This window comes from Hyphomicrobiaceae bacterium, assembly GCA_041397645.1.
GTDB lineage: Bacteria > Pseudomonadota > Alphaproteobacteria > Rhizobiales > Hyphomicrobiaceae > Hyphomicrobium_B.
On sequence record JAWKWE010000004.1, the window covers coordinates 1,005,198 to 1,022,828 of the forward strand.

Genomic DNA, 17,631 nt, shown 5'->3' on the forward strand with positions numbered 1-17,631 from the left:
ATAGACGTCTCCGACGCTCAGGACGTTACGAATTCCACGGTTAATGCAAGAGCGGCTCCGGCGACAATCGCCGGAGCCGCTCTAGTTGCTGACACCTAAAGGCCGTTATGCGGCGAGATTGCGTAGCACGAAGTGCAGGATGCCGCCGTTCTTGAAGTAATCGATCTCGTCCAGGGTATCGATCCGGCAAAGGATCGGCAGTTTGAACGTGGTGCCGTCCGCACGGGTTATGGTCGCTTCCATCTTCTGGCGCGGCTTCACGTCGGCAAGGCCCGCAATCGAAACGATTTCATCGCCCTTGAGGCCGATCGACTGCCATGTCGTGCCTTCCTCCAGCGTGAAGGGCACGATGCCCATTCCGACGAGGTTGGAACGATGGATGCGTTCGAACGACTGCGCGATGACGGCTTTCACGCCGAGCAGGTTCGTGCCCTTCGCTGCCCAGTCGCGTGATGAGCCGTTGCCATACTCGACACCTGCGAACACGACCAGCGGGACACCCTCCCTGGCGTAGAGTTGCGCCGCATCATAGATTGCCATGCGCTCGCCGGATGGCTGATGGATCGTGAAACCGCCTTCGACAACGTTTCCGGCGTCGTCCTTCACCATGTGGTTCTTGATGCGGATGTTGGCGAACGTGCCACGCATCATCACCTCGTGGTTACCGCGCCGCGTCCCGTACTGGTTGAAGTCGGCCGGTTTCACATCGTGGTCGAGCAGATACTTTCCGGCCGGAGACGCAGCCTTGATAGAACCGGCTGGCGAGATGTGGTCGGTCGTAATCTTGTCGCCGAACAGCGCCAGAATCCTTGCGCTCTTGATATCGGTGATCGGTTTCGGGCTTGGCGTAATGCCTTCGAAGTACGGCGGGTTCTGCACGTAGGTCGAGTCAGAGTCCCAGCCATAGGTAAGTCCCGAGCCCGAGTGGATCGCTTGCCAGTTTTCATCGCCTTTGAAGACGTCCGCGTAGCGCGCTTTGAACATGTCGCGCGTGACGTTCTCGATGATGAACTTGTGGACTTCCGCCGAGGTTGGCCAGATGTCCTTCAAGTAGACCGGTTTGCCATCCTTACCCTCGCCAAGCGGCTCCGTCGTCAGATCCTTCTGCACCGATCCAGCGAGCGCATAGGCAACGACCAGCGGCGGCGAGGCGAGGTAATTGGCCTGCACGTCGGGGCTTACGCGGCCCTCGAAGTTGCGGTTACCTGAGAGCACGGCAGCAGCGATGATGCCGTTGTCGTTGATCGCCTTTGAGATCTCCGTCGGCAGTGGCCCGGAGTTACCTATGCATGTGGTGCAGCCGAATCCGACCAGGTTGAAGCCTAGCTTGTCGAGATAAGGCTGCAGACCGGCCTTATCGAGATAAGCCGCAACAACCTGCGATCCAGGTGCCAGCGATGTCTTTACCCACGGCTTGATGGAAAGGCCCTTCTCGATTGCGTTACGCGCGAGCAAACCGGCCGCGATCAGGACGCTCGGATTGGAGGTGTTCGTGCAGCTGGTAATCGCCGCGATCACGACGTCGCCATGACCGATGTCGAAGTCCTTGCCTTCGACGGCAACGCGCTTGTTGCCTTCGCCGGGCTTCTTGTATTCCGTCTCAAGCGCGGTCGCGAAGCCGGGCTTGATGCCCGAAAGGGCAATGCGTCCCTCTGGCCGCTTGGGCCCGGCCATCGAAGGCTCAACCGACGCCAGATCGAGTTCCAGCGTATCGGTGAAGACGGGGTCGGACGAGCCGGATTCGCGGAAAAGCCCCTGAGCCTTCGAATAGGCTTCCACGAGCGCGATGCGATCGTTGTCGCGGCCCGACATTGTGAGGTAGTTGATCGTCTCCCCATCGACCGGGAAGAAGCCACAGGTGGCGCCATACTCGGGCGCCATGTTGGCGATCGTTGCGCGGTCGGCCAGCGTGAGCTGATCGAGGCCGGGCCCGAAGAACTCGACGAACTTGTTCACGACACCCTTCTTGCGCAGCATCTGGGTGACGGTAAGCACGAGATCGGTTGCGGTCACACCTTCGTTGAGCTTGCCCGAGAGCTTAAAGCCGATCACCTCGGGAATGAGCATCGATTGTGCCTGGCCCAACATCGCGGCCTCCGCCTCGATGCCGCCGACGCCCCATCCGAGCACCGCCAGACCATTGACCATGGTGGTATGGCTATCGGTGCCAACGAGCGTGTCCGGATAAGCGATGGTGCGACCGTCCTCGAAGGTGTTGGTCCAAACCGTCTGCGCGAGATATTCCAGATTGACCTGATGGCAGATGCCTGTGCCAGGGGGCACCACGCGGAAGTTCTCGAACGCGCCCTGACCCCACTTGAGGAAGTTGTAGCGTTCTCCATTGCGGTCGTACTCAAGCTCGACGTTGCGGGCGAGTGCGGTTGGTGTTCCGAAGGCGTCGACGATGACCGAGTGGTCGATAACCAAATCGACGGGGACGAGCGGGTTGATCTTCTTCGGGTCGCCCTTCAGCAGCGTCATGCCGTCGCGCATGGCTGCGAGATCGACCACGGCGGGCACGCCTGTGAAGTCTTGCATCAAAACGCGGGCGGGGCGGAAGCCGATCTCTTTTCCAGCCTTGCCTTTGTCATCGAGCCACTGGGCCATGGCCTCGATGTCGGTTTTGGTGACGGAGCGGCCGTTCTCGTTGCGAAGCAGGTTTTCCAGCAGCACCTTCATTGAAAAAGGCAAGCGCGAAATGCCGGTGAGACCGTTTTTCTCCGCGTCGGGGAGCGAATAGTAAACGTACTCCTTGCCTGCGACTTTCAATGTCTTGAGGCACTTAAAGCTGTCGATGGATTTGGCGGTTATGGCGCTCAAGGTCTATCCTCCGGGTCATGAGTTTTGACAGTGAGCCGCGCCGCCGGAGTGCCGGCGGATCGGAAGGAAGACATCAAGGCTGACGCCCTGGGCCGGGCCCGTCCGTTTTTGCGCTAGCGAAATGCAACTTGAGCCTTTTATATAGGGCGCGTCGAAAGGGGAACATCCGACTTCAGCGTTGACCCGTGCTTGCGGTCAATTGCCACTGGGTTGTGCCCACTCCTGCCTAGGACCTGATCGCCCAGTGCGCTTGATCGCCGAAAATTTGACCGTCGAGCGCGGCAGTCGCACGATTTTTAGCCGTGTGTCGTTCCAAGCCGACGCTGGAGAAGCCGTGGTGCTTGTTGGGCCGAATGGCGCTGGCAAGACGACGTTGCTTCGAACCATTGCCGGGTTCTTGCGGCCGGCGGCGGGCGCTATCCACTTGGAAGGCGGCGGGGACGAGCTGAGTGTTGGCGAACAGGCCCATTTCATCGGTCATGCCAACGCCATCAAGGCTCACCTGACGGTTCGCGAGAATGTCGTGTTCTGGGCAAAATATCTGGGCGGGGCAGAGGATGCCGAAGCGCGTGTCGACGTCGCGCTTGAGCATTTCTCTATTTCGGCGCTGGCGGAGTTTCCCGCAGCTTATCTTTCGGCGGGCCAGAAGCGACGTGTTGGTCTCGCCAGGCTCCTGGTCGCGGCGCGTCCCCTGTGGCTGCTCGACGAGCCGACGGTTTCGCTGGATGCCGCTTCGACAAAGGTGTTGGGTGCCGCAGTCAACGCGCATTTGGCCAACGGCGGGCTGGTGATTGCCGCGACTCATCTGCCGCTTGGGTTTGCGCGTGCACGCGAGTTCGACGTTGCCGCTGCAAGCGGGAGCGTGTTGGCATGAGCGACTTCATCCAGCTTGTCGGTCGCGACCTGCGGCTGGCCATGCGCGAAGGCGGTGCGCTCGGCACGGCCTTGGGTTTCTTTCTCGTCGTCGTCGCTATGCTGCCGCTAGGATTGGGCCCCGATCTCAATCTGCTGTCGCGGATTGCGCCGGGCATTCTTTGGATCGCGCTTCTGCTGTCTGCGCTGCTGTCGATGCCGCGGGTGTTCGAAAGCGATTATGAGGATGGAACGCTTGAAGTTCTAGCAACAGGCGGTCTGCCGCTGGAGGCGGTCGCCGCCGCCAAGTCGTTGGCACACTGGATTTCGACCGGCATACCCCTTGCTCTGCTAGCTCCTGTCCTAGGTATTCTGCTCAACCTGGAGCTTGCGGCCTACCCTGCCCTTATCGCCACCATGCTGGCCGGCACGCCTGCGGTCAGTTTCCTGGGCTCTATCGGGGCTGCGCTGACGTTGAAGACGCGCCGTGGCGGGCTCCTTTTGGCCCTGCTGGTCCTTCCCCTTTACATTCCAACACTCATATTCGGGATATCGGCCATGAGTGCCGCGGTGATGGCGCCGGCCGCGTTCGGCCCATCGTTCGCCATTTTGGCGGCTATTTCCTTGGCTTCGGTAGTGCTCGGGCCGATAGCGTCGGCTGCGGCATTGCGCATTCAGCTTCAGTAGAAAGCTTACCGATCCGTTCGTTGCGCGGCGAACCCCAAAGGCTTAAACGAACCCCATGCAAACGCTCACACAACGTCTGGCCAATCCTACGCGCTTCATGGAGCTTTCGGGCATGTTGATGCCCTGGCTTTTCGCGCTGGCGGCCGCCCTCATCGGCTATGGGCTCTATTTGGTGTTCTTTATCGCGCCGCCCGATTATCAGCAGGGCGAGACGGTCAAGATCATGTACATCCATGTGCCGAGCGCGTGGCTGGCCATGATGGGGTATGGCATCGCCGCGGTGTCGAGTTTTGGTCTGCTGGTGTTTCGCCATCCGTTGGCCGACGTGTCCGCCAAGGCCGTGGTGCCGATCGGCGCCGCGTTCACGTTCCTCGCGCTTGTCACGGGGTCGCTGTGGGGCAAGCCCATGTGGGGCACCTATTGGGTGTGGGATGCACGGCTGACATCCGTCCTGATCCTCTTCTTTCTCTATCTCGGTCTGATGGCGCTGCGCTCATCGCTTGATGACGAGAACCTCGCCGCCAAGCTGACTGCCGTGCTGGCGCTGGTCGGCGTTGCGATTCTCCCGATTATCAAGTTCTCCGTCGAATGGTGGAATACGCTGCATCAGCCTTCCACGGGCTTTACCAGTAGCGTCGATCCAAGCATGCGCACACCGCTGCTGATCATGGCGCTGGGCTTCACGGTGCTTTTCATCGCTATGCACGCGCTCGGGATGCGCAATGAGGTGCTGCGCCGCCGCGTCAAGGCTCTGCGTATGGCTGAGGTCGAGCAACGCGAGGCGTCCGCCCGGGCGCTTGCGCAGGGAGCCTGACGCCATGGAGCTAGGCAAGCACGCCGTCTTCATCTGGGCTTCTTATGCGGCTGTATTCGCCGTCGTCGCAGGGATGCTGTGCTGGTTGGTCGCCGACTCCCGCCGTCAGCGCAAGGCTCTTAGCGATCTCGAAAAGCGTGGCGTCCGCCGCCGCTCTGCAGGCCGTGGCAAGGAGGACAAGGCATGAGCGCGCAGAACAACCAAACGCGGTCATCTCTCAATCCTTTGCGTCTGCTGCCAGTCGCGATCTTTATCGTGGTGGCGGCGTTGTTCGCGTTCTCGCTGACCTGGGGCGATCCCTCCAAGCTGCCGTCAACGCTGATCGGGAAACCTGCGCCACAATCGACATTTCCCGATGTCCCCGAGGTCTCCGCAGACGGCAAGCCGGTCTCTGGTTTCAGCACCGCAGATCTTGCCCAAGGCAAAATCACCGTCGTCAACTTCTGGGCGTCTTGGTGCACCTCCTGCGTTGAGGAGCATCCCCTTCTTGCCGAACTCGCCAAGGCGGCGGACGTAGAGATTTACGGCGTCGCGCAAAAAGACGACCCCGCTGATACACGGCGCTTCCTGGCGCGTTATGGCAATCCGTTCGCACGGCTTGGGAGCGATCGCTCCGGGCGTTCTTCAATAGATTGGGGTGTTTACGGTATGCCTGAGACGTTCATCGTCAACGGCAAGGGGGACATCGTCTACAAGCAGGTCGGTCCGATCTCGCCTGAGATCATGCAAAGCAAGATCTTGCCTGTCATCGCCGCCGCCAAGAAAGACAGCGCCAACAAGCCGTTAGCGCAGCAGTGACTCAACACCGCCGTGCCAACGGACTTGTTGTTGTGGACGGATAGGCGCTGGCACTAGAGCGGAAAGAATTCACCGCGCGAATGGCTCAACACCGATAGCGTTCCGCTCTTGATGTCGAAATGCGCGCCGTGAATGTTGAGCTTGCCCTTGTCCTCACGATCACGCACGAACGGGAATGAGCGCAGGTTCTTTATCGAGAGTTTGATGCTCTCCTTCTCAAGCGCGTCCTGTCTCTCATTGGAGCTTTTCATTTGATGAGAGGCGAGAACCGAGAGGCGCGCTTCGTCAAGCATCGACATCCAGCGCGAAATAAACTGTGCTTCCGTCTGTATGGCGGCTGACTGATCCAAGGCCGCCTTGACGCCGCCGCACCCAGCATGACCCATCACGACCAGATGCTTGATGCGCAGGTTCAGCACACCAAACTCAATTGCGGCGCTGACACCGTGGAATTTACCGCCCGTCTCGTAGGGCGGCACCAAGTTGGCAACGTTGCGCACGACGAACAGCTCGCCCGGCATCGCATTAAAGATCGTCTCGGGATCGACTCGGCTATCACAGCACGAGATCAGCATGATCTCCGGGTCCTGCCCATAGGTCGCCAGTTCTTCATACTGGTCGGCGTTGGGCACGAAGATGCGGTGTTTGAAGCGGCGATAACGGTCGGTCAGTGTTTCTGGAAATAAAGCCATTAAAACGAACTCCAAGTCGCTTTTTGCTTCTTATTGTGTCTGATTGCCGTTCTTGGGAACTGGCTTTGTAACCAAGGTCAGCACGATATAGCCTAAGATTGCTGACAGAAGCGATCCGCTGAGAACACCCAGGCGCACATGATTGCCCATCGCGGGATCCCTAAACGCGAGGATGCCTATGAAAAGGCTCATAGTGAAACCGATACCTGCCAGCACACTGGCTCCAAACAACTGCTTCTTGTTGGCGCCTTCGGGCATGCTCGCAAGGCCTGAGCGGATCGCTGCAATCGAAAACGTGTAGATGCCCAGCGGCTTTCCAATTAACAAGCCGAGCGCAATGCCAAGCGGAACGGACGCTGTGAGATCCGCCAGCGAAATTCCCGCCAGTGATACGCCTGCGTTACCGAAGGCAAAGATCGGCAGGATTGCAAACGAGACCCAGGGCCCAATGGCGTGCTCCAGCTTTTCAAGTGGTCCTTCGCGCTCGGGCGAGCCGGCGGCAAGAGGAATAGCAAGCGCGGTGATGACGCCTGCGAGTGTCGCGTGGACACCCGATTCGAGCACACAAACCCAAACGAATGCGCCCACCAAAAGGTAGGGCCAAGTATGCGTGACATGCTGCCGGTTGAGAGCAAACAGAACGAGCGAACCAAGGGCCGCAAGGCCAAGCGCGATGAATGAAAGACCCGATGAATAGAAGAACGCGATGATGAGGATCGCACCGAGGTCGTCGATGATGGCGAGCGCGAGCAAAAACACCTTGAGTGCGACAGGTACGCGCGAGCCGAGCACAGCCAGAACGCCCATGGCGAATGCAATGTCGGTCGCCGCGGGAATTGCCCAGCCGTGCAGCGCAATTGGATCGTCCCAATTGATGGTCGCGTAGATTATGGCGGGGACGGCCATGCCACCCGCCGCGGCAATCGCAGGGAGTGCCGCGGTCTTGGCCGATTTTAGCGCACCTACCAACAACTCGCGTTTGATTTCGAGGCCGACGAGAAAGAAGAAAACAACCATCAATCCGTCGTTGATCCAGTGCAGCGCCGATTTGGTCAGGCCCGCTGGCGGAATTCCAAGCGTGATTGGCGTGTGCAGAAGATGATCATACTCGGTGCCGAAAGGCGAATTGGCGATGATCAGCGCGAGAATGGCCGCGATGCAGAGGATGACGCCGCCAGCGGCCTCGTGCTGTAGGAAGTCGAAGTTTATGACCCGCTTCTTGGTTCTCTTCTTTGCCAATTTCATCATCCTGCTAGGCGACGTGTCTTTGCCGGACCGTCGGATTTCAAAGGGAGTTAGGCGATGCGCCGGACGGGTGCAAGGTTGAGATCTTCACGTCCGGATGAGAGTTTCGCGATTTCCTGTAGAGTTTTGTCAGCGCGGTCAAAGGCCTCAATCAGATCAAGACCTTGCGCTAGAAGCCCCGTTAGCAGACCGCAGAATGCGTCGCCCGTTCCGTGAGGTACGTTTTCGTGCCGGCGCGCAGTGCGCGCACACTTGGTGGCTCGGGCAACAAGTACGTTGGAGATTTCGCTCTTTCCTTGAGGGATCGAGGTCGCCGCTATCGCCTTGTACCCTAAATCGGCAATGGCTGATACTGCACTGTCAATGTCGTTGACTGTACGGCCTGTTAGCCAGCACAACTCAAAACGATTTGGTGTCGCAAGATCGGCCAGCGGGACAAGATTGTCTTTGATGGCGTGAGCGGCGCGCTCATCGAGATAAATTCCCACAGGATCATCGCCAAGGATTGGATCGCAGACGTAAATAGCGCTCGCGTTATGCTTGCGCACACGCATCACCGCATCGCGCGCAAAAGCGACGTGCTCGGCGCTGGGCAGGTACCCGGTGAGCACGGCGTCAATCGAACTTAGCCAACCGTTATTCTCTATGGCGTCGAGCATCGCGCCAAGTCGTGCCGGCTCCACGGGCGCACCAGATGTGTGTGAATGTCCGGGGTGATTGGAGAGAATTATGGTCGGGAATTGAACGGCCTCTAGGCCCAGGGCGTTAAAAACAGCCCCGTTGGCCATCAGCCCCACCATGCCGTGGGCCAGGAAAGATGAAACCGCAAGAATCCGGGTCATCGGCGCGTTGCCAAGCCTCATGGTTGAAATTAGCCGAAAGACCTTGTAGCCGACCCGGCACGATACGCTATATTGCAACGCAGCAAACCTATAATCAAGGAGACCGGCATGGCGATCAGGCCAAGGCGCAGCGTGCTGTATCTGCCCGGCGATAACGAACGTGCGCAGGAAAAGGCTCGCAAGCTGCCAGCCGACGCGCTGATCTTGGATCTTGAGGATTCCGTTGCGCCTGACAACAAGCCTAAGGCGCGCGAGATGCTGGTCGAAGCGCTACGTGCCGGTGGGTTTGGCTCTCGCGAAGTGATCCTGCGCGTCAATGCGCTGGAAACGCCTTGGGGCATGGGCGACCTCCATGCGGCGATCGCCGCTGAGCCCGACGCCATCCTCATTCCGAAGGTTTCTCAGCCGGGCGACATTATCTCCACTGCCAAAGTTCTGCGCGCCACCGGCGCTGCCGATAAGACACGGCTGTGGGCGATGATCGAGACTCCGATGGGCATCATCTCCGCCCGAGAAATTGCGGCCTGCGGCGCTGACCCTGAAAACCGGCTCGCCTGCCTCGTGCTTGGCACCAACGATCTTCTGAAAGAGAGCCGCGCCCGCTCCACCAACAACCGGTTTGCAGTCGTGCCTTGGCTCGCCATGACGCTGGTGGCTGCCCGTGCCTACGGCCTCGACGTCATCGACGGCGTTTACAACGACTTCAAAGACGAAACAGGCTTCCGCGCTGAATGTGAGCATGGCCGCACGTTGGGAATGGACGGCAAGACGCTGATCCATCCTTCGCAGGTTGAGCCCTGCAACCAAGTCTTCTCACCGACCGAGGACGAAGTCGCTTGGTCGACCAAAATCATCAAAGCCTTCGAAGAGCCAGAAAACGTCAAGAAGGGTGTTATCACCGTCGAAGGAAAGATGGTCGAACGCCTCCATCTGGTAATGGCAAAGCGCGTTGTCACCATCGCGGAGGCAATCGACGCCAAGTCCCGAATCGAGGAGCCCTGGTTTTAAGGGACGGTCTAGGGCTCCGTCAGACCACGCCATAAAAACGTCCAGATAGCGCACATTCTAATGCATGGGGGTTGGCGAGTGTGATGCTCGCCGGGGCTGAGCCATAGGCCGCCCAGGACCTCGTTGCATGAGATTATGGCTTCTAATTCCTCTGGTGCCCACACTGGGGCTTTCTGCTTGCGCGCCGTCAACTTGGCTGGACGACTGGCCAAACCAGAAGGGCGGTCGTTTCGACGACGTGCGCTGCGAGGATGCTATGGCCGAAGGGGTCAGTCAGCAGACCGCGGAAGCTCGGGATTTGGCTCGTGCGGGGGCAAAACATCAGTTGGACGACGTTCGCGGTAACCTTCTTGCGCAAGGCCTGCATCAAGTCCGCGTCGTCGCCCGCGAGGTCCACTGTAAGCCTCACACCTTGGGGCTCAGTCTCGTCAAATGCACCGCCGTGATCCGCATGTGTGGCCGGTGACTGCGACTATGTAGCGCTCAAAAGGGGTTGCAGGGACGGCGCTGTGTACACAAAAGGGAGCAGGCGGCTTGGCTGATCGTGTAGACGGTCGGCTTGATGCGCAGCCAAGAGTTCGAAGACTGGCGGATACGGGGCGCAACCAATGACGACGACCAAGACGAACGCGGGCAATTTTTTTGAAGACTTCCGGTTTGGTCAGGTCATTACGCACGCCACGCCACGAACCGTGAGCGATGGCGACGTGGCGTTGTACACCGCTCTTTATGGTTCGCGCTTTGCCGTGCAATCGTCCGATGAATTTGCGAAGGCGCTGGGTTATCCCCGCGCTCCGCTCGATGATCTCCTCACTTTTCATGTCGTCTTCGGCAAGACCACGCCCGACATCTCGCTCAACGCCATCGCCAACCTTGGCTACGCCGACTGCCGATTCCTGAAGCCGGTTTATCCGGGCGACACCTTGTCGGCTACCTCGGAGGTGATCGGCCTGAAGGAAAACTCAAACGGCGAGACCGGAACCGTTTATGTCCGCTCGACGGGGCGTAATCAGAATGGCGAGGTCGTGCTCGAATATTGCCGCTGGGTGATGGTCAGAAAGCGGGACAAATCTGCGTCCGCGCCGGAAGCCGTCGTGCCCAAGTTGCCTGACCGCGTTGATCCCACCAAGCTTGCAGTCGCCGTACCTGCGCTCGATGTTTCAAAATACAATCTGGCGCTGGCTGGCTCGCCCCATCGCTGGTCCGACTACGAAGCAGGCGAAAAGATCGATCACGTCGATGGCATGACGTTGGAAGAAGCCGAGCATCAGACGGCGACACGCCTGTATCAAAACACCGCTAAGGTGCATTTCAATCAGCACACCGAATCGAAAGGCCGGTTTGGCAAGCGCATCGTTTACGGCGGCGTTGTCATTTCGCTTGCGCGCGCGCTCTCTTACAACGGTCTAGGCAATGCTTTCCATCTGGCTGCAATCAATGGCGGCCGCCATGTTGCGCCGACGTTCGCCGGTGACACGATCTATGCGTGGTCGGAAGTCTTGGAGAAGGCTGAAATTCCAGGTCGCAAGGACGTGGGCGCCCTGCGTGTTCGTATGGTCGGGGTGAAAAACATGGATTGCAGCGCATTTCCGCTCAAGACCGAGAAGGGCGACTATGCTGAAGGCGTGGTGCTAGATCTTGACACATGGCTGGTACTGCCGCGTTAGGGGCACACAGATCCCAACCATAAGCAGGTTTGCCGAAGTAACTGGCGCAGTGCCTTCGCATGGATATAGTGCGCCGCGGGGTTACACATCCGGGAATTCAATATGCGTAAGCGGCTCAATCGGTGCCTGATTGCAGGCCTCGTACTTAGCGTTGCAGGCGTTGCATTGCCACAACGTGCACGTGCCATCGGCGAAGTTTCTACCGTCCGCCTCAAGCTTGCAGATGGCACCGATGCCGGTGTCATCACGCTCATGGAAGCTACCGCTGGCGTTCTGATGAAGTTCGATCTCAAAGGCTTGAAGCCAGGGCCTCACGGCTTGCATGTGCATGAAATAGGTAAGTGCGAAGGAGATTTTTCATCTGCAGGCGCGATTTACAATCCGCTTGGAGCGAAACACGGATTCCTGCACGAAGAGGGCCCGATGGCGGGGGATTTACCCAACATCCATGTTGGCGCCGATGGCACTGCGTCTGGCGAATTTCTCAGCCCATTTCTGACATTGAGCAAGGATACCGAGGAATCACTTTTCGATACTGACGGGGCGTCCATCGTCGTCTTCGAAAAACCCGACGACTACGCCAGTGATCCGGAAGGAAATACTGGCAATCGAGTTGCCTGCGGGGCAATTATGATCAAATAGACGTGCAGATTTCGACGTCGTGGCCCTCCCGATCGGTTGAAACTGATACTCTTCGATAACGAAGTAGTCATAAAATTCCTGGGTTGAAGATCGGACTTGATTGTCCGTTTTCAACCTTCTTGCACGTCTGATCGGGTTCTAAGTGACAAAGAGAGCTGCAGTCATCGGGGCCGGGCTGGCTGGGCTATCCTGCGCACGCACGATGCGTCGGGCCGGATACTTCGTTGAAGTATTCGAACAGGATCGCATCATCGGCGGCCGGATGGCGACGACGCGCCTTGGGCTGGAGACCTTCGATCACGGTGCTCAGTATGTTACGGCGCGCACTCAAGAGTTCCGCTCTTACATCGACGAGCTTGTCGGCATCGGCTACGCCGCAAGGTGGACGCCGCGCTCGCGCCTTCACGGTGAAGAGGGCGGCGGGCAGATGCTGCCGTGGCATGTCGGGACGCCGGGTATGGCCTCGCTGGTGAGGCCACTGGCCGAAGGTGTGCGCATCCATACCGCGCGTACCGTTCACACGATAGAGAGGCACGACAAGGGCTGGCACGTATGGTTCGACGATCAGACGTCGGTTGGTCCATTCAATGCCGTAGCTGTGTGTGTTCCAGCGCCGCAAGCGCGGCTGCTGCTTGGACGGCTGGACGAGCTCGCTCAGCCACTGTCGCGCGTGCGCATGGCGTCTTGTTGGGCGCTGATGGTGCGGCTGGACGGGCAGGTTTTTCCCGATCAGGACGTCTATTCCGATATGTCCGAAGTCATTCGCTGGATCGCTCGCAACAACACAAAGCCTGGTCGCAGCAAGCGGGGTGAGTCCATCGTTATTCACGCCTCTCCATCCTGGACCCGCGAAACGGAAGACGCTGACCCGGAAGCCGTCGCTGAAGAGCTTTGGAACGAAGTCAGCCACCTGCTCGCCCTTCCACCGTTGCGGCCGACCCATATGACAGCTCATTTGTGGCGTCATGGACTGGTCGACCAGTCGCTGGGTGAGACATACATTTACTCAGGCGAACATCGCGTCGGCGTGGCTGGCGATTGGTGTCTGGGCCGTTTGGCGGAGCACGCTTTTGAAAGCGGCGATCGCCTCGCCAAGGCGATCATCGGCAGTCTTAGCTGAGAACTGCCTCCTTTTTCGCCTCTGGCCTTAAGTTCTGTGTGGCAAAAACGCGGTTTGAAATGCGGTGCGCCAACCGCTACAAAACCTGAATATAGCTCGCAGTTTTCAAGGATTTGCCGATGGCCGACGCAGGCATTAAGCGGGAGGGACGGCCGCAGAGGCCGCTCTCACCGCATCTCCAAGTCTATTCGCCGCTGATCAATATGGTGATGTCGGGCATCCACCGCATTACGGGTGCGGCGCTTTACGTGGGATCTTTGTTGCTGTGCTGGTGGCTGATCGCGGCCGCTACGGGGCCGGAATATTTCGACTATGTGTCCGGAATCTTCGGCAGTTGGTTCGGCCGTCTCGTTCTGTTCGGATATACCTGGGCTCTTCTCCATCACTTGATCGGCGGCCTTCGGCATTTCATCTGGGATCTGGGCTATGGGTTCGATCTCAAGACCATCGACAAGCTCTCCTGGGGCACTGTGATCCTTTCTGTAGTGCTAACCCTGCTGATCTGGATCGTCGTCCTCGCACAAGGCTCGGGAGCGTGACCATGATGCGAACACCACTCAAGACCGCGCGCGCGCTCGGCTCCGCCAAGGACGGCACAGAGCATTTCTGGAAGCTGCGCGTCACCGCCGTTGCTAATGCATTCCTCGGTCTGTTTCTCGTCTGGCTGGTCGCTTCGTTGGCTGGCGCAGACTATCAAACCGTGAAGAGTGCTCTGCATCATCCGCTCATCGCCATTGGGCTCGGGGCGATGGTTATTTCCGGTACGATCCACATGCGCCTTGGTATGCAGACGATCATCGAAGACTACGTTCACGCCGAAGGCACCAAAATCGCGCTGCTGATGCTCAATACGTTCTTTGCGGCGGCCATCGCGCTGGCGAGCCTTTTCGCCATTCTTAAACTGAGCTTCGGAGCCTGACAGTCATGGCGGCAGCAAAAGCAAACGGGACGACCGCAGCTCCCGCGATCCACGGCAAATCGTATCCGATCACGGATCATACCTATGACGTCGTCGTCGTCGGCGCGGGCGGCGCAGGGCTCCGCGCGACTTTGGGCGCGGCCGAGGCCGGCCTCAAGACGGCGTGCATCACGAAAGTGTTTCCGACACGCTCGCATACGGTCGCTGCGCAAGGCGGCGTGGCGGCGGCGCTGGGCAACATGGGCCCCGACAACTGGCGTTGGCATATGTACGACACAGTCAAGGGCTCCGACTGGCTCGGCGACCAGGACGCTATCGAATATCTCTGCCGGAATGCGCCCGACGCAGTTTATGAGCTTGAGCACTACGGCGTTCCGTTCTCGCGTACTGAAGATGGCAAGATCTACCAGCGTCCCTTTGGCGGCATGACGACCGAGTTCGGAGAAGGTCCACCGGCACAACGCACGTGCGCTGCCGCCGACCGAACCGGGCACGCCATGCTCCACACGCTCTACGGCCAGTCGCTACGGCACTCGGCTGAATTCTTCATCGAGTACTTTGCGATTGACCTGATCATGGATCAGGACGGCGCGTGCCGCGGTGTCGTGGCTTTGCGATTGGAAGACGGCACGCTGCATCGTTTCAGAGCCAAGCGCACCATTCTGGCGACCGGCGGCTATGGACGCGCGTACTTCTCGTGCACGTCCGCGCATACCTGTACGGGTGACGGCAACGCGATGGTTCTGCGCGCCGGACTTCCGCTGCAGGATATGGAATTCGTGCAGTTCCATCCGACCGGCATCTACGGCGCTGGCGTTCTCATTACGGAAGGGGCGCGCGGCGAAGGTGGCTACCTCACCAATTCAAAAGGCGAGCGGTTCATGGAGCGCTATGCGCCGCACGCAAAGGATCTCGCCTCGCGCGACGTCGTTTCCCGTTCGATGACGATAGAGATTCGCGAAGGTCGCGGTGTCGGCAAGGAAGCCGATCACATCTTCCTGCATCTCGACCATCTTGATCCGAAGATCCTGGCGGAACGCCTGCCGGGCATCACCGAAAGCGCCAAGGTATTCGCGGGTGTCGATCTGCGCCGCCAGCCCATCCCGGTCATTCCGACCGTGCACTACAACATGGGCGGCATCCCGACGAACTATCATGGCGAGGTTCTGACAAAGAAGAATGGTGACCCCGATTCGATCGTGCCCGGCCTCATGGCAATCGGCGAGGCCGCTTGCGTGTCGGTTCACGGCGCTAATCGTCTCGGCTCCAACTCGCTTATCGACCTTGTCGTGTTCGGTCGCGCGGCGGGCCTGCGGTGTTCCGACACGATTGAGATGCGCGGTTCTCATGCCGAACTGCCGAAGGATTCAGCAGATCTGGCGCTGTCGCGCCTCGACAAGTTCCGCAATGCTTCGGGTGGCACGCCGACGTCGGCTTTGCGGTTGCGGATGCAGAAGGTGATGCAGTCCAACTGCGCCGTGTTCCGCGATGGCCCGGTGCTGAAAGAAGGCGTCGAGAAGATCGTTCAGGTCTGGAAGGACGCAGGCGACATCCGCGTCACCGACCGTTCGATGATCTGGAATTCCGACCTCATAGAGACGTTGGAATTCGACAACCTTATTTCCCAGGCGGCCGTGACGGTCGTCGGCGCGGAAGCGCGTCAGGAAAGTCGCGGCGCTCATGCCCGCGAGGACTATCCCAAGCGCGACGACGTGAATTGGATGAAGCACACGCTGGCCTGGACGGACGAAGATAAGCAATCCGTGCGCCTCGATGAGCGTCCGGTTCACAAGAACACGATGACCAACGAGGTGCAGTACATCGAGCCTAAGGCCCGCGTGTACTAACCGGCTACGGTCTAAGAGCTATGGATGAAAAAGGGGCTGGAGTTCGATCCAGCCCCTTTCTTTTGGGCTCAGAGTTTTACGATGAGCGTGCGTAGAAGCTCAGCCGTCTTTCCATCGCCGGCGGGCTGCTCGTAGCGGTCCTCGATTTCCAGACCGAACGGCGCAAGTTCAAGATAAACGCCGGAATTTAGACCATCGCGCGTGCGATAGCCGCTCACAATGTCGAGGTTGGGCTTGGATGGTGAAATGGGAACGGCCTCGGTGACGATGGCACGTTTGAACGTTCGTCTCAGGTTCGCAAGCGCGGCCAGGATCGTGTCGTTGGACAAGTGCTGAAACACTTCGCGGATGGTGACGATATCGCCCGGTGGCAAAGGATCGGTCGCGACGTTGAGTTGACGAAATTCGATGCGTCCCTCCACGCCGTGGCGCGCTTGATTGTCCGCCACAACGAGCGAAGCGATGTCGCAACCCACATATGTGACCGGCTTCTGAAGTCGCGCAAGAATACGCTGGGACACTTGAAAATCACCGCAACCGATATCAACGATGCGATTGATAGTCGGATTGGCGTCGATAAAGCTGGCGACAAAGGCTTCATAACCAGCGGTCATGTCGGCCGTTGAGCCGGGTCCTGAATGATAAAGCGCGTCCGACCCGACGGGGCGCCAGGTGCCGCGCTCATAGATCTCGTTGAACACTTCATCCAAGGGCCGACCGCGCGCCGCGTTTTGCTCAAGGCCAAACCGGTAGCGCTTCCAGCGATCCAACAGTAGGGCTGGAATGAGCGGCTTGATCGCCGCTTTGAAGTTCGATGTCATGCAGGCCGGTTTTCCCGTAACGTTCTGATGCGGCGAGGATAGGCCACAATTGTCTCGTGTAAAGCAACGGTCTGATCGTCCGGGTAGCGACCAATTCGCTCGGCAACGTAAATTTATTGCTGCCGGTGGTCGTGGCAGAATTTGCCGCTAGACTGCCCGCGCAAATGGCTAACGAACGGGGTGCCCAAGTGGCCGGTAAAGCCGACGCCGAACATGACGAAACCGACACGCGAATGCCGCCGGACCCTTTCGCTGCGGTGCTGCCGGCTTTGGCGGCTTTGGGAGCCATCGCGTCCATCGCCGCCATTCATTGGTCGGGGCAGGGGAAATCGAGCGCCCGCACCCGTACCAAGCGTAAGACAGGAGCCTCCCTGCGCGATCTGGAAACGTGTTGTTTGGGACTGCAGGAGATCTTTCGCCGCTTCCAGAAACATCCGCGCGTGTTTGCCGGGGAGGGTGCGCAGGCCTCCGCGCCGCTTAAGTTCGGCGTTCACGGCACCCGCATCAGGGCGGATGCGCAAAAGCTGTACCAGCACCTCATCAACGACATAGCTTCCATGCTTGTTCTGGCCGCCCAGAACGCCTTCGACGTCATGACCGCCATTGAGGATGGCGACATCGACGCACCGGAAGCCATCTTCTTCGGTTTTGGCGAACAGCAGGAGCGGCTGAACAAGATCATTCAGGACCGCGTGACGCTTCGGGTTGCCGTCGATACGGGGGCAGAAGTAGCCGAACGTCTGACGGCGCTCGTGCGCGAGCTGCGCAAATATCAAAAAACGCCTGAAAAATAAGCGCCAAAGAACCGCAGACCCACCACCATGGGAGGCGTTGACACAGACCGTTGAAGCCGGTTC

Annotated in this window: 19 protein-coding genes; 14 read left to right on the forward strand and 5 right to left on the reverse strand. The window is 59.1% G+C overall.

Translation table 11 applies throughout. The annotated features are described in order from the left end of the window. Positions 1 to 105 precede the first annotated feature (105 nt). Positions 106 to 2,820 (reverse strand): aconitate hydratase AcnA, encoded by a 2,715-nt coding sequence (gene acnA, locus R3D51_04630; protein MEZ5898763.1) that lies wholly within the window; start codon positions 2,818 to 2,820, stop codon positions 106 to 108. 244 nt (positions 2,821 to 3,064) lie between these two features. Here acnA and ccmA point away from each other — a divergent pair, with 244 nt between their 5' ends. The 5 genes from ccmA to R3D51_04655 are packed head-to-tail and all read left to right on the forward strand — an operon-like array spanning position 3,065 to position 5,971. Then, complete coding sequence (ccmA, locus tag R3D51_04635; GenBank protein ID MEZ5898764.1) at positions 3,065 to 3,694, forward strand: heme ABC exporter ATP-binding protein CcmA; 630 nt, start codon at positions 3,065 to 3,067, stop codon at positions 3,692 to 3,694. Continuing rightward, positions 3,691 to 4,359, forward strand: a complete 669-nt coding sequence (gene ccmB, locus R3D51_04640) for a heme exporter protein CcmB (GenBank protein MEZ5898765.1) — start codon at positions 3,691 to 3,693, stop codon at positions 4,357 to 4,359. Before ccmA ends, ccmB begins: the two co-directional genes overlap by 4 nt. Before the next feature lie 55 nt (positions 4,360 to 4,414). Then, positions 4,415 to 5,173: a heme ABC transporter permease gene (locus R3D51_04645; GenBank protein MEZ5898766.1), complete on the forward strand. Its 759-nt coding sequence runs from the start codon at positions 4,415 to 4,417 to the stop codon at positions 5,171 to 5,173. 4 nt (positions 5,174 to 5,177) lie between these two features. Next, positions 5,178 to 5,360, forward strand: coding sequence for a heme exporter protein CcmD (gene ccmD, locus R3D51_04650; GenBank protein MEZ5898767.1), 183 nt, complete (start codon positions 5,178 to 5,180; stop codon positions 5,358 to 5,360). Continuing rightward, the gene (locus tag R3D51_04655) at positions 5,357 to 5,971 is read left to right on the forward strand and encodes a DsbE family thiol:disulfide interchange protein (GenBank protein MEZ5898768.1); all 615 of its coding nucleotides are present in this window, start codon (positions 5,357 to 5,359) and stop codon (positions 5,969 to 5,971) included. The genes ccmD and R3D51_04655 overlap by 4 nt, the downstream gene beginning before the upstream one ends. 53 nt (positions 5,972 to 6,024) lie before the next feature. On the opposite strand, the gene R3D51_04660 is transcribed toward R3D51_04655, so the two are convergent. Genes R3D51_04660 through R3D51_04670 form a run of 3 tightly spaced genes read right to left on the reverse strand, consistent with a single transcriptional unit; the run spans position 6,025 to position 8,750 of the window. After that, the gene (locus R3D51_04660) at positions 6,025 to 6,663 is read right to left on the reverse strand and encodes a carbonic anhydrase (GenBank protein MEZ5898769.1); all 639 of its coding nucleotides are present in this window, start codon (positions 6,661 to 6,663) and stop codon (positions 6,025 to 6,027) included. A gap of 30 nt (positions 6,664 to 6,693) precedes the next feature. Beyond that, complete coding sequence (gene nhaA, locus R3D51_04665; protein MEZ5898770.1) at positions 6,694 to 7,902, reverse strand: Na+/H+ antiporter NhaA; 1,209 nt, start codon at positions 7,900 to 7,902, stop codon at positions 6,694 to 6,696. 56 nt (positions 7,903 to 7,958) lie between these two features. After that, on the reverse strand, positions 7,959 to 8,750 hold the full coding sequence (locus R3D51_04670) for a PfkB family carbohydrate kinase (GenBank protein ID MEZ5898771.1): 792 nt from the start codon (positions 8,748 to 8,750) through the stop codon (positions 7,959 to 7,961). A gap of 108 nt (positions 8,751 to 8,858) precedes the next feature. Here R3D51_04670 and R3D51_04675 point away from each other — a divergent pair, with 108 nt between their 5' ends. From R3D51_04675 to sdhA, 8 genes are all read left to right on the forward strand, one after another. Beyond that, positions 8,859 to 9,758, forward strand: coding sequence for a CoA ester lyase (locus R3D51_04675; GenBank protein ID MEZ5898772.1), 900 nt, complete (start codon positions 8,859 to 8,861; stop codon positions 9,756 to 9,758). Positions 9,759 to 9,885: 127 nt separating this feature from the next. Next, complete coding sequence (locus R3D51_04680; GenBank protein MEZ5898773.1) at positions 9,886 to 10,224, forward strand: hypothetical protein; 339 nt, start codon at positions 9,886 to 9,888, stop codon at positions 10,222 to 10,224. 142 nt (positions 10,225 to 10,366) lie between these two features. Further along, positions 10,367 to 11,425, forward strand: coding sequence for a MaoC family dehydratase (locus R3D51_04685; protein ID MEZ5898774.1), 1,059 nt, complete (start codon positions 10,367 to 10,369; stop codon positions 11,423 to 11,425). A 102-nt stretch (positions 11,426 to 11,527) separates the two neighbouring features. After that, the gene (locus R3D51_04690) at positions 11,528 to 12,067 is read left to right on the forward strand and encodes a superoxide dismutase family protein (protein MEZ5898775.1); all 540 of its coding nucleotides are present in this window, start codon (positions 11,528 to 11,530) and stop codon (positions 12,065 to 12,067) included. A 142-nt stretch (positions 12,068 to 12,209) separates the two neighbouring features. After that, positions 12,210 to 13,187, forward strand: a complete 978-nt coding sequence (locus tag R3D51_04695; GenBank protein ID MEZ5898776.1) for an FAD-dependent oxidoreductase — start codon at positions 12,210 to 12,212, stop codon at positions 13,185 to 13,187. A gap of 119 nt (positions 13,188 to 13,306) precedes the next feature. Next, positions 13,307 to 13,726: a succinate dehydrogenase, cytochrome b556 subunit gene (sdhC, locus tag R3D51_04700; protein MEZ5898777.1), complete on the forward strand. Its 420-nt coding sequence runs from the start codon at positions 13,307 to 13,309 to the stop codon at positions 13,724 to 13,726. Between the two features lie 2 nt (positions 13,727 to 13,728). Continuing rightward, entirely contained in the window at positions 13,729 to 14,106 is a 378-nt protein-coding gene (sdhD, locus tag R3D51_04705) for a succinate dehydrogenase, hydrophobic membrane anchor protein (GenBank protein MEZ5898778.1), read from the forward strand. Positions 14,107 to 14,111: 5 nt separating this feature from the next. Continuing rightward, positions 14,112 to 15,953, forward strand: coding sequence for a succinate dehydrogenase flavoprotein subunit (gene sdhA, locus R3D51_04710; GenBank protein ID MEZ5898779.1), 1,842 nt, complete (start codon positions 14,112 to 14,114; stop codon positions 15,951 to 15,953). A gap of 68 nt (positions 15,954 to 16,021) precedes the next feature. Here sdhA and R3D51_04715 read toward each other — a convergent pair whose 3' ends face one another. Further along, a complete protein-coding gene (locus R3D51_04715; GenBank protein ID MEZ5898780.1) occupies positions 16,022 to 16,774 on the reverse strand; it encodes a class I SAM-dependent methyltransferase in 753 nt (250 codons plus the stop codon). Positions 16,775 to 16,938: 164 nt separating this feature from the next. Between R3D51_04715 and R3D51_04720 the strand changes: the two genes are divergently transcribed. Then, positions 16,939 to 17,568 carry a hypothetical protein gene (locus tag R3D51_04720; GenBank protein ID MEZ5898781.1) on the forward strand — a complete coding sequence of 210 codons (630 nt, stop codon included), beginning with the start codon at positions 16,939 to 16,941 and terminating at the stop codon, positions 17,566 to 17,568. The last annotated feature ends 63 nt before the right edge of the window (positions 17,569 to 17,631 follow it).

Bases quoted from the DNA above. Each gene is read 5' to 3' on its own strand.
- ccmB (MEZ5898765.1), top strand. From the start codon at position 3,691: ATGAGCGACTTCATCCAGCTTGTCGGTCGCGACCTGCGGCTGGCCATG.
- R3D51_04645 (MEZ5898766.1), top strand. From the start codon at position 4,415: ATGCAAACGCTCACACAACGTCTGGCCAATCCTACGCGCTTCATGGAG.
- ccmD (MEZ5898767.1), top strand. From the start codon at position 5,178: ATGGAGCTAGGCAAGCACGCCGTCTTCATCTGGGCTTCTTATGCGGCT.
- R3D51_04655 (MEZ5898768.1), top strand. From the start codon at position 5,357: ATGAGCGCGCAGAACAACCAAACGCGGTCATCTCTCAATCCTTTGCGT.
- R3D51_04660 (MEZ5898769.1), bottom strand. From the start codon at position 6,663: ATGGCTTTATTTCCAGAAACACTGACCGACCGTTATCGCCGCTTCAAA.
- R3D51_04670 (MEZ5898771.1), bottom strand. From the start codon at position 8,750: ATGACCCGGATTCTTGCGGTTTCATCTTTCCTGGCCCACGGCATGGTG.
- R3D51_04675 (MEZ5898772.1), top strand. From the start codon at position 8,859: ATGGCGATCAGGCCAAGGCGCAGCGTGCTGTATCTGCCCGGCGATAAC.
- R3D51_04680 (MEZ5898773.1), top strand. From the start codon at position 9,886: ATGAGATTATGGCTTCTAATTCCTCTGGTGCCCACACTGGGGCTTTCT.
- R3D51_04685 (MEZ5898774.1), top strand. From the start codon at position 10,367: ATGACGACGACCAAGACGAACGCGGGCAATTTTTTTGAAGACTTCCGG.
- R3D51_04690 (MEZ5898775.1), top strand. From the start codon at position 11,528: ATGCGTAAGCGGCTCAATCGGTGCCTGATTGCAGGCCTCGTACTTAGC.
- sdhC (MEZ5898777.1), top strand. From the start codon at position 13,307: ATGGCCGACGCAGGCATTAAGCGGGAGGGACGGCCGCAGAGGCCGCTC.
- sdhD (MEZ5898778.1), top strand. From the start codon at position 13,729: ATGATGCGAACACCACTCAAGACCGCGCGCGCGCTCGGCTCCGCCAAG.
- sdhA (MEZ5898779.1), top strand. From the start codon at position 14,112: ATGGCGGCAGCAAAAGCAAACGGGACGACCGCAGCTCCCGCGATCCAC.
- R3D51_04715 (MEZ5898780.1), bottom strand. From the start codon at position 16,774: ATGACATCGAACTTCAAAGCGGCGATCAAGCCGCTCATTCCAGCCCTA.
- R3D51_04720 (MEZ5898781.1), top strand. From the start codon at position 16,939: ATGGCTAACGAACGGGGTGCCCAAGTGGCCGGTAAAGCCGACGCCGAA.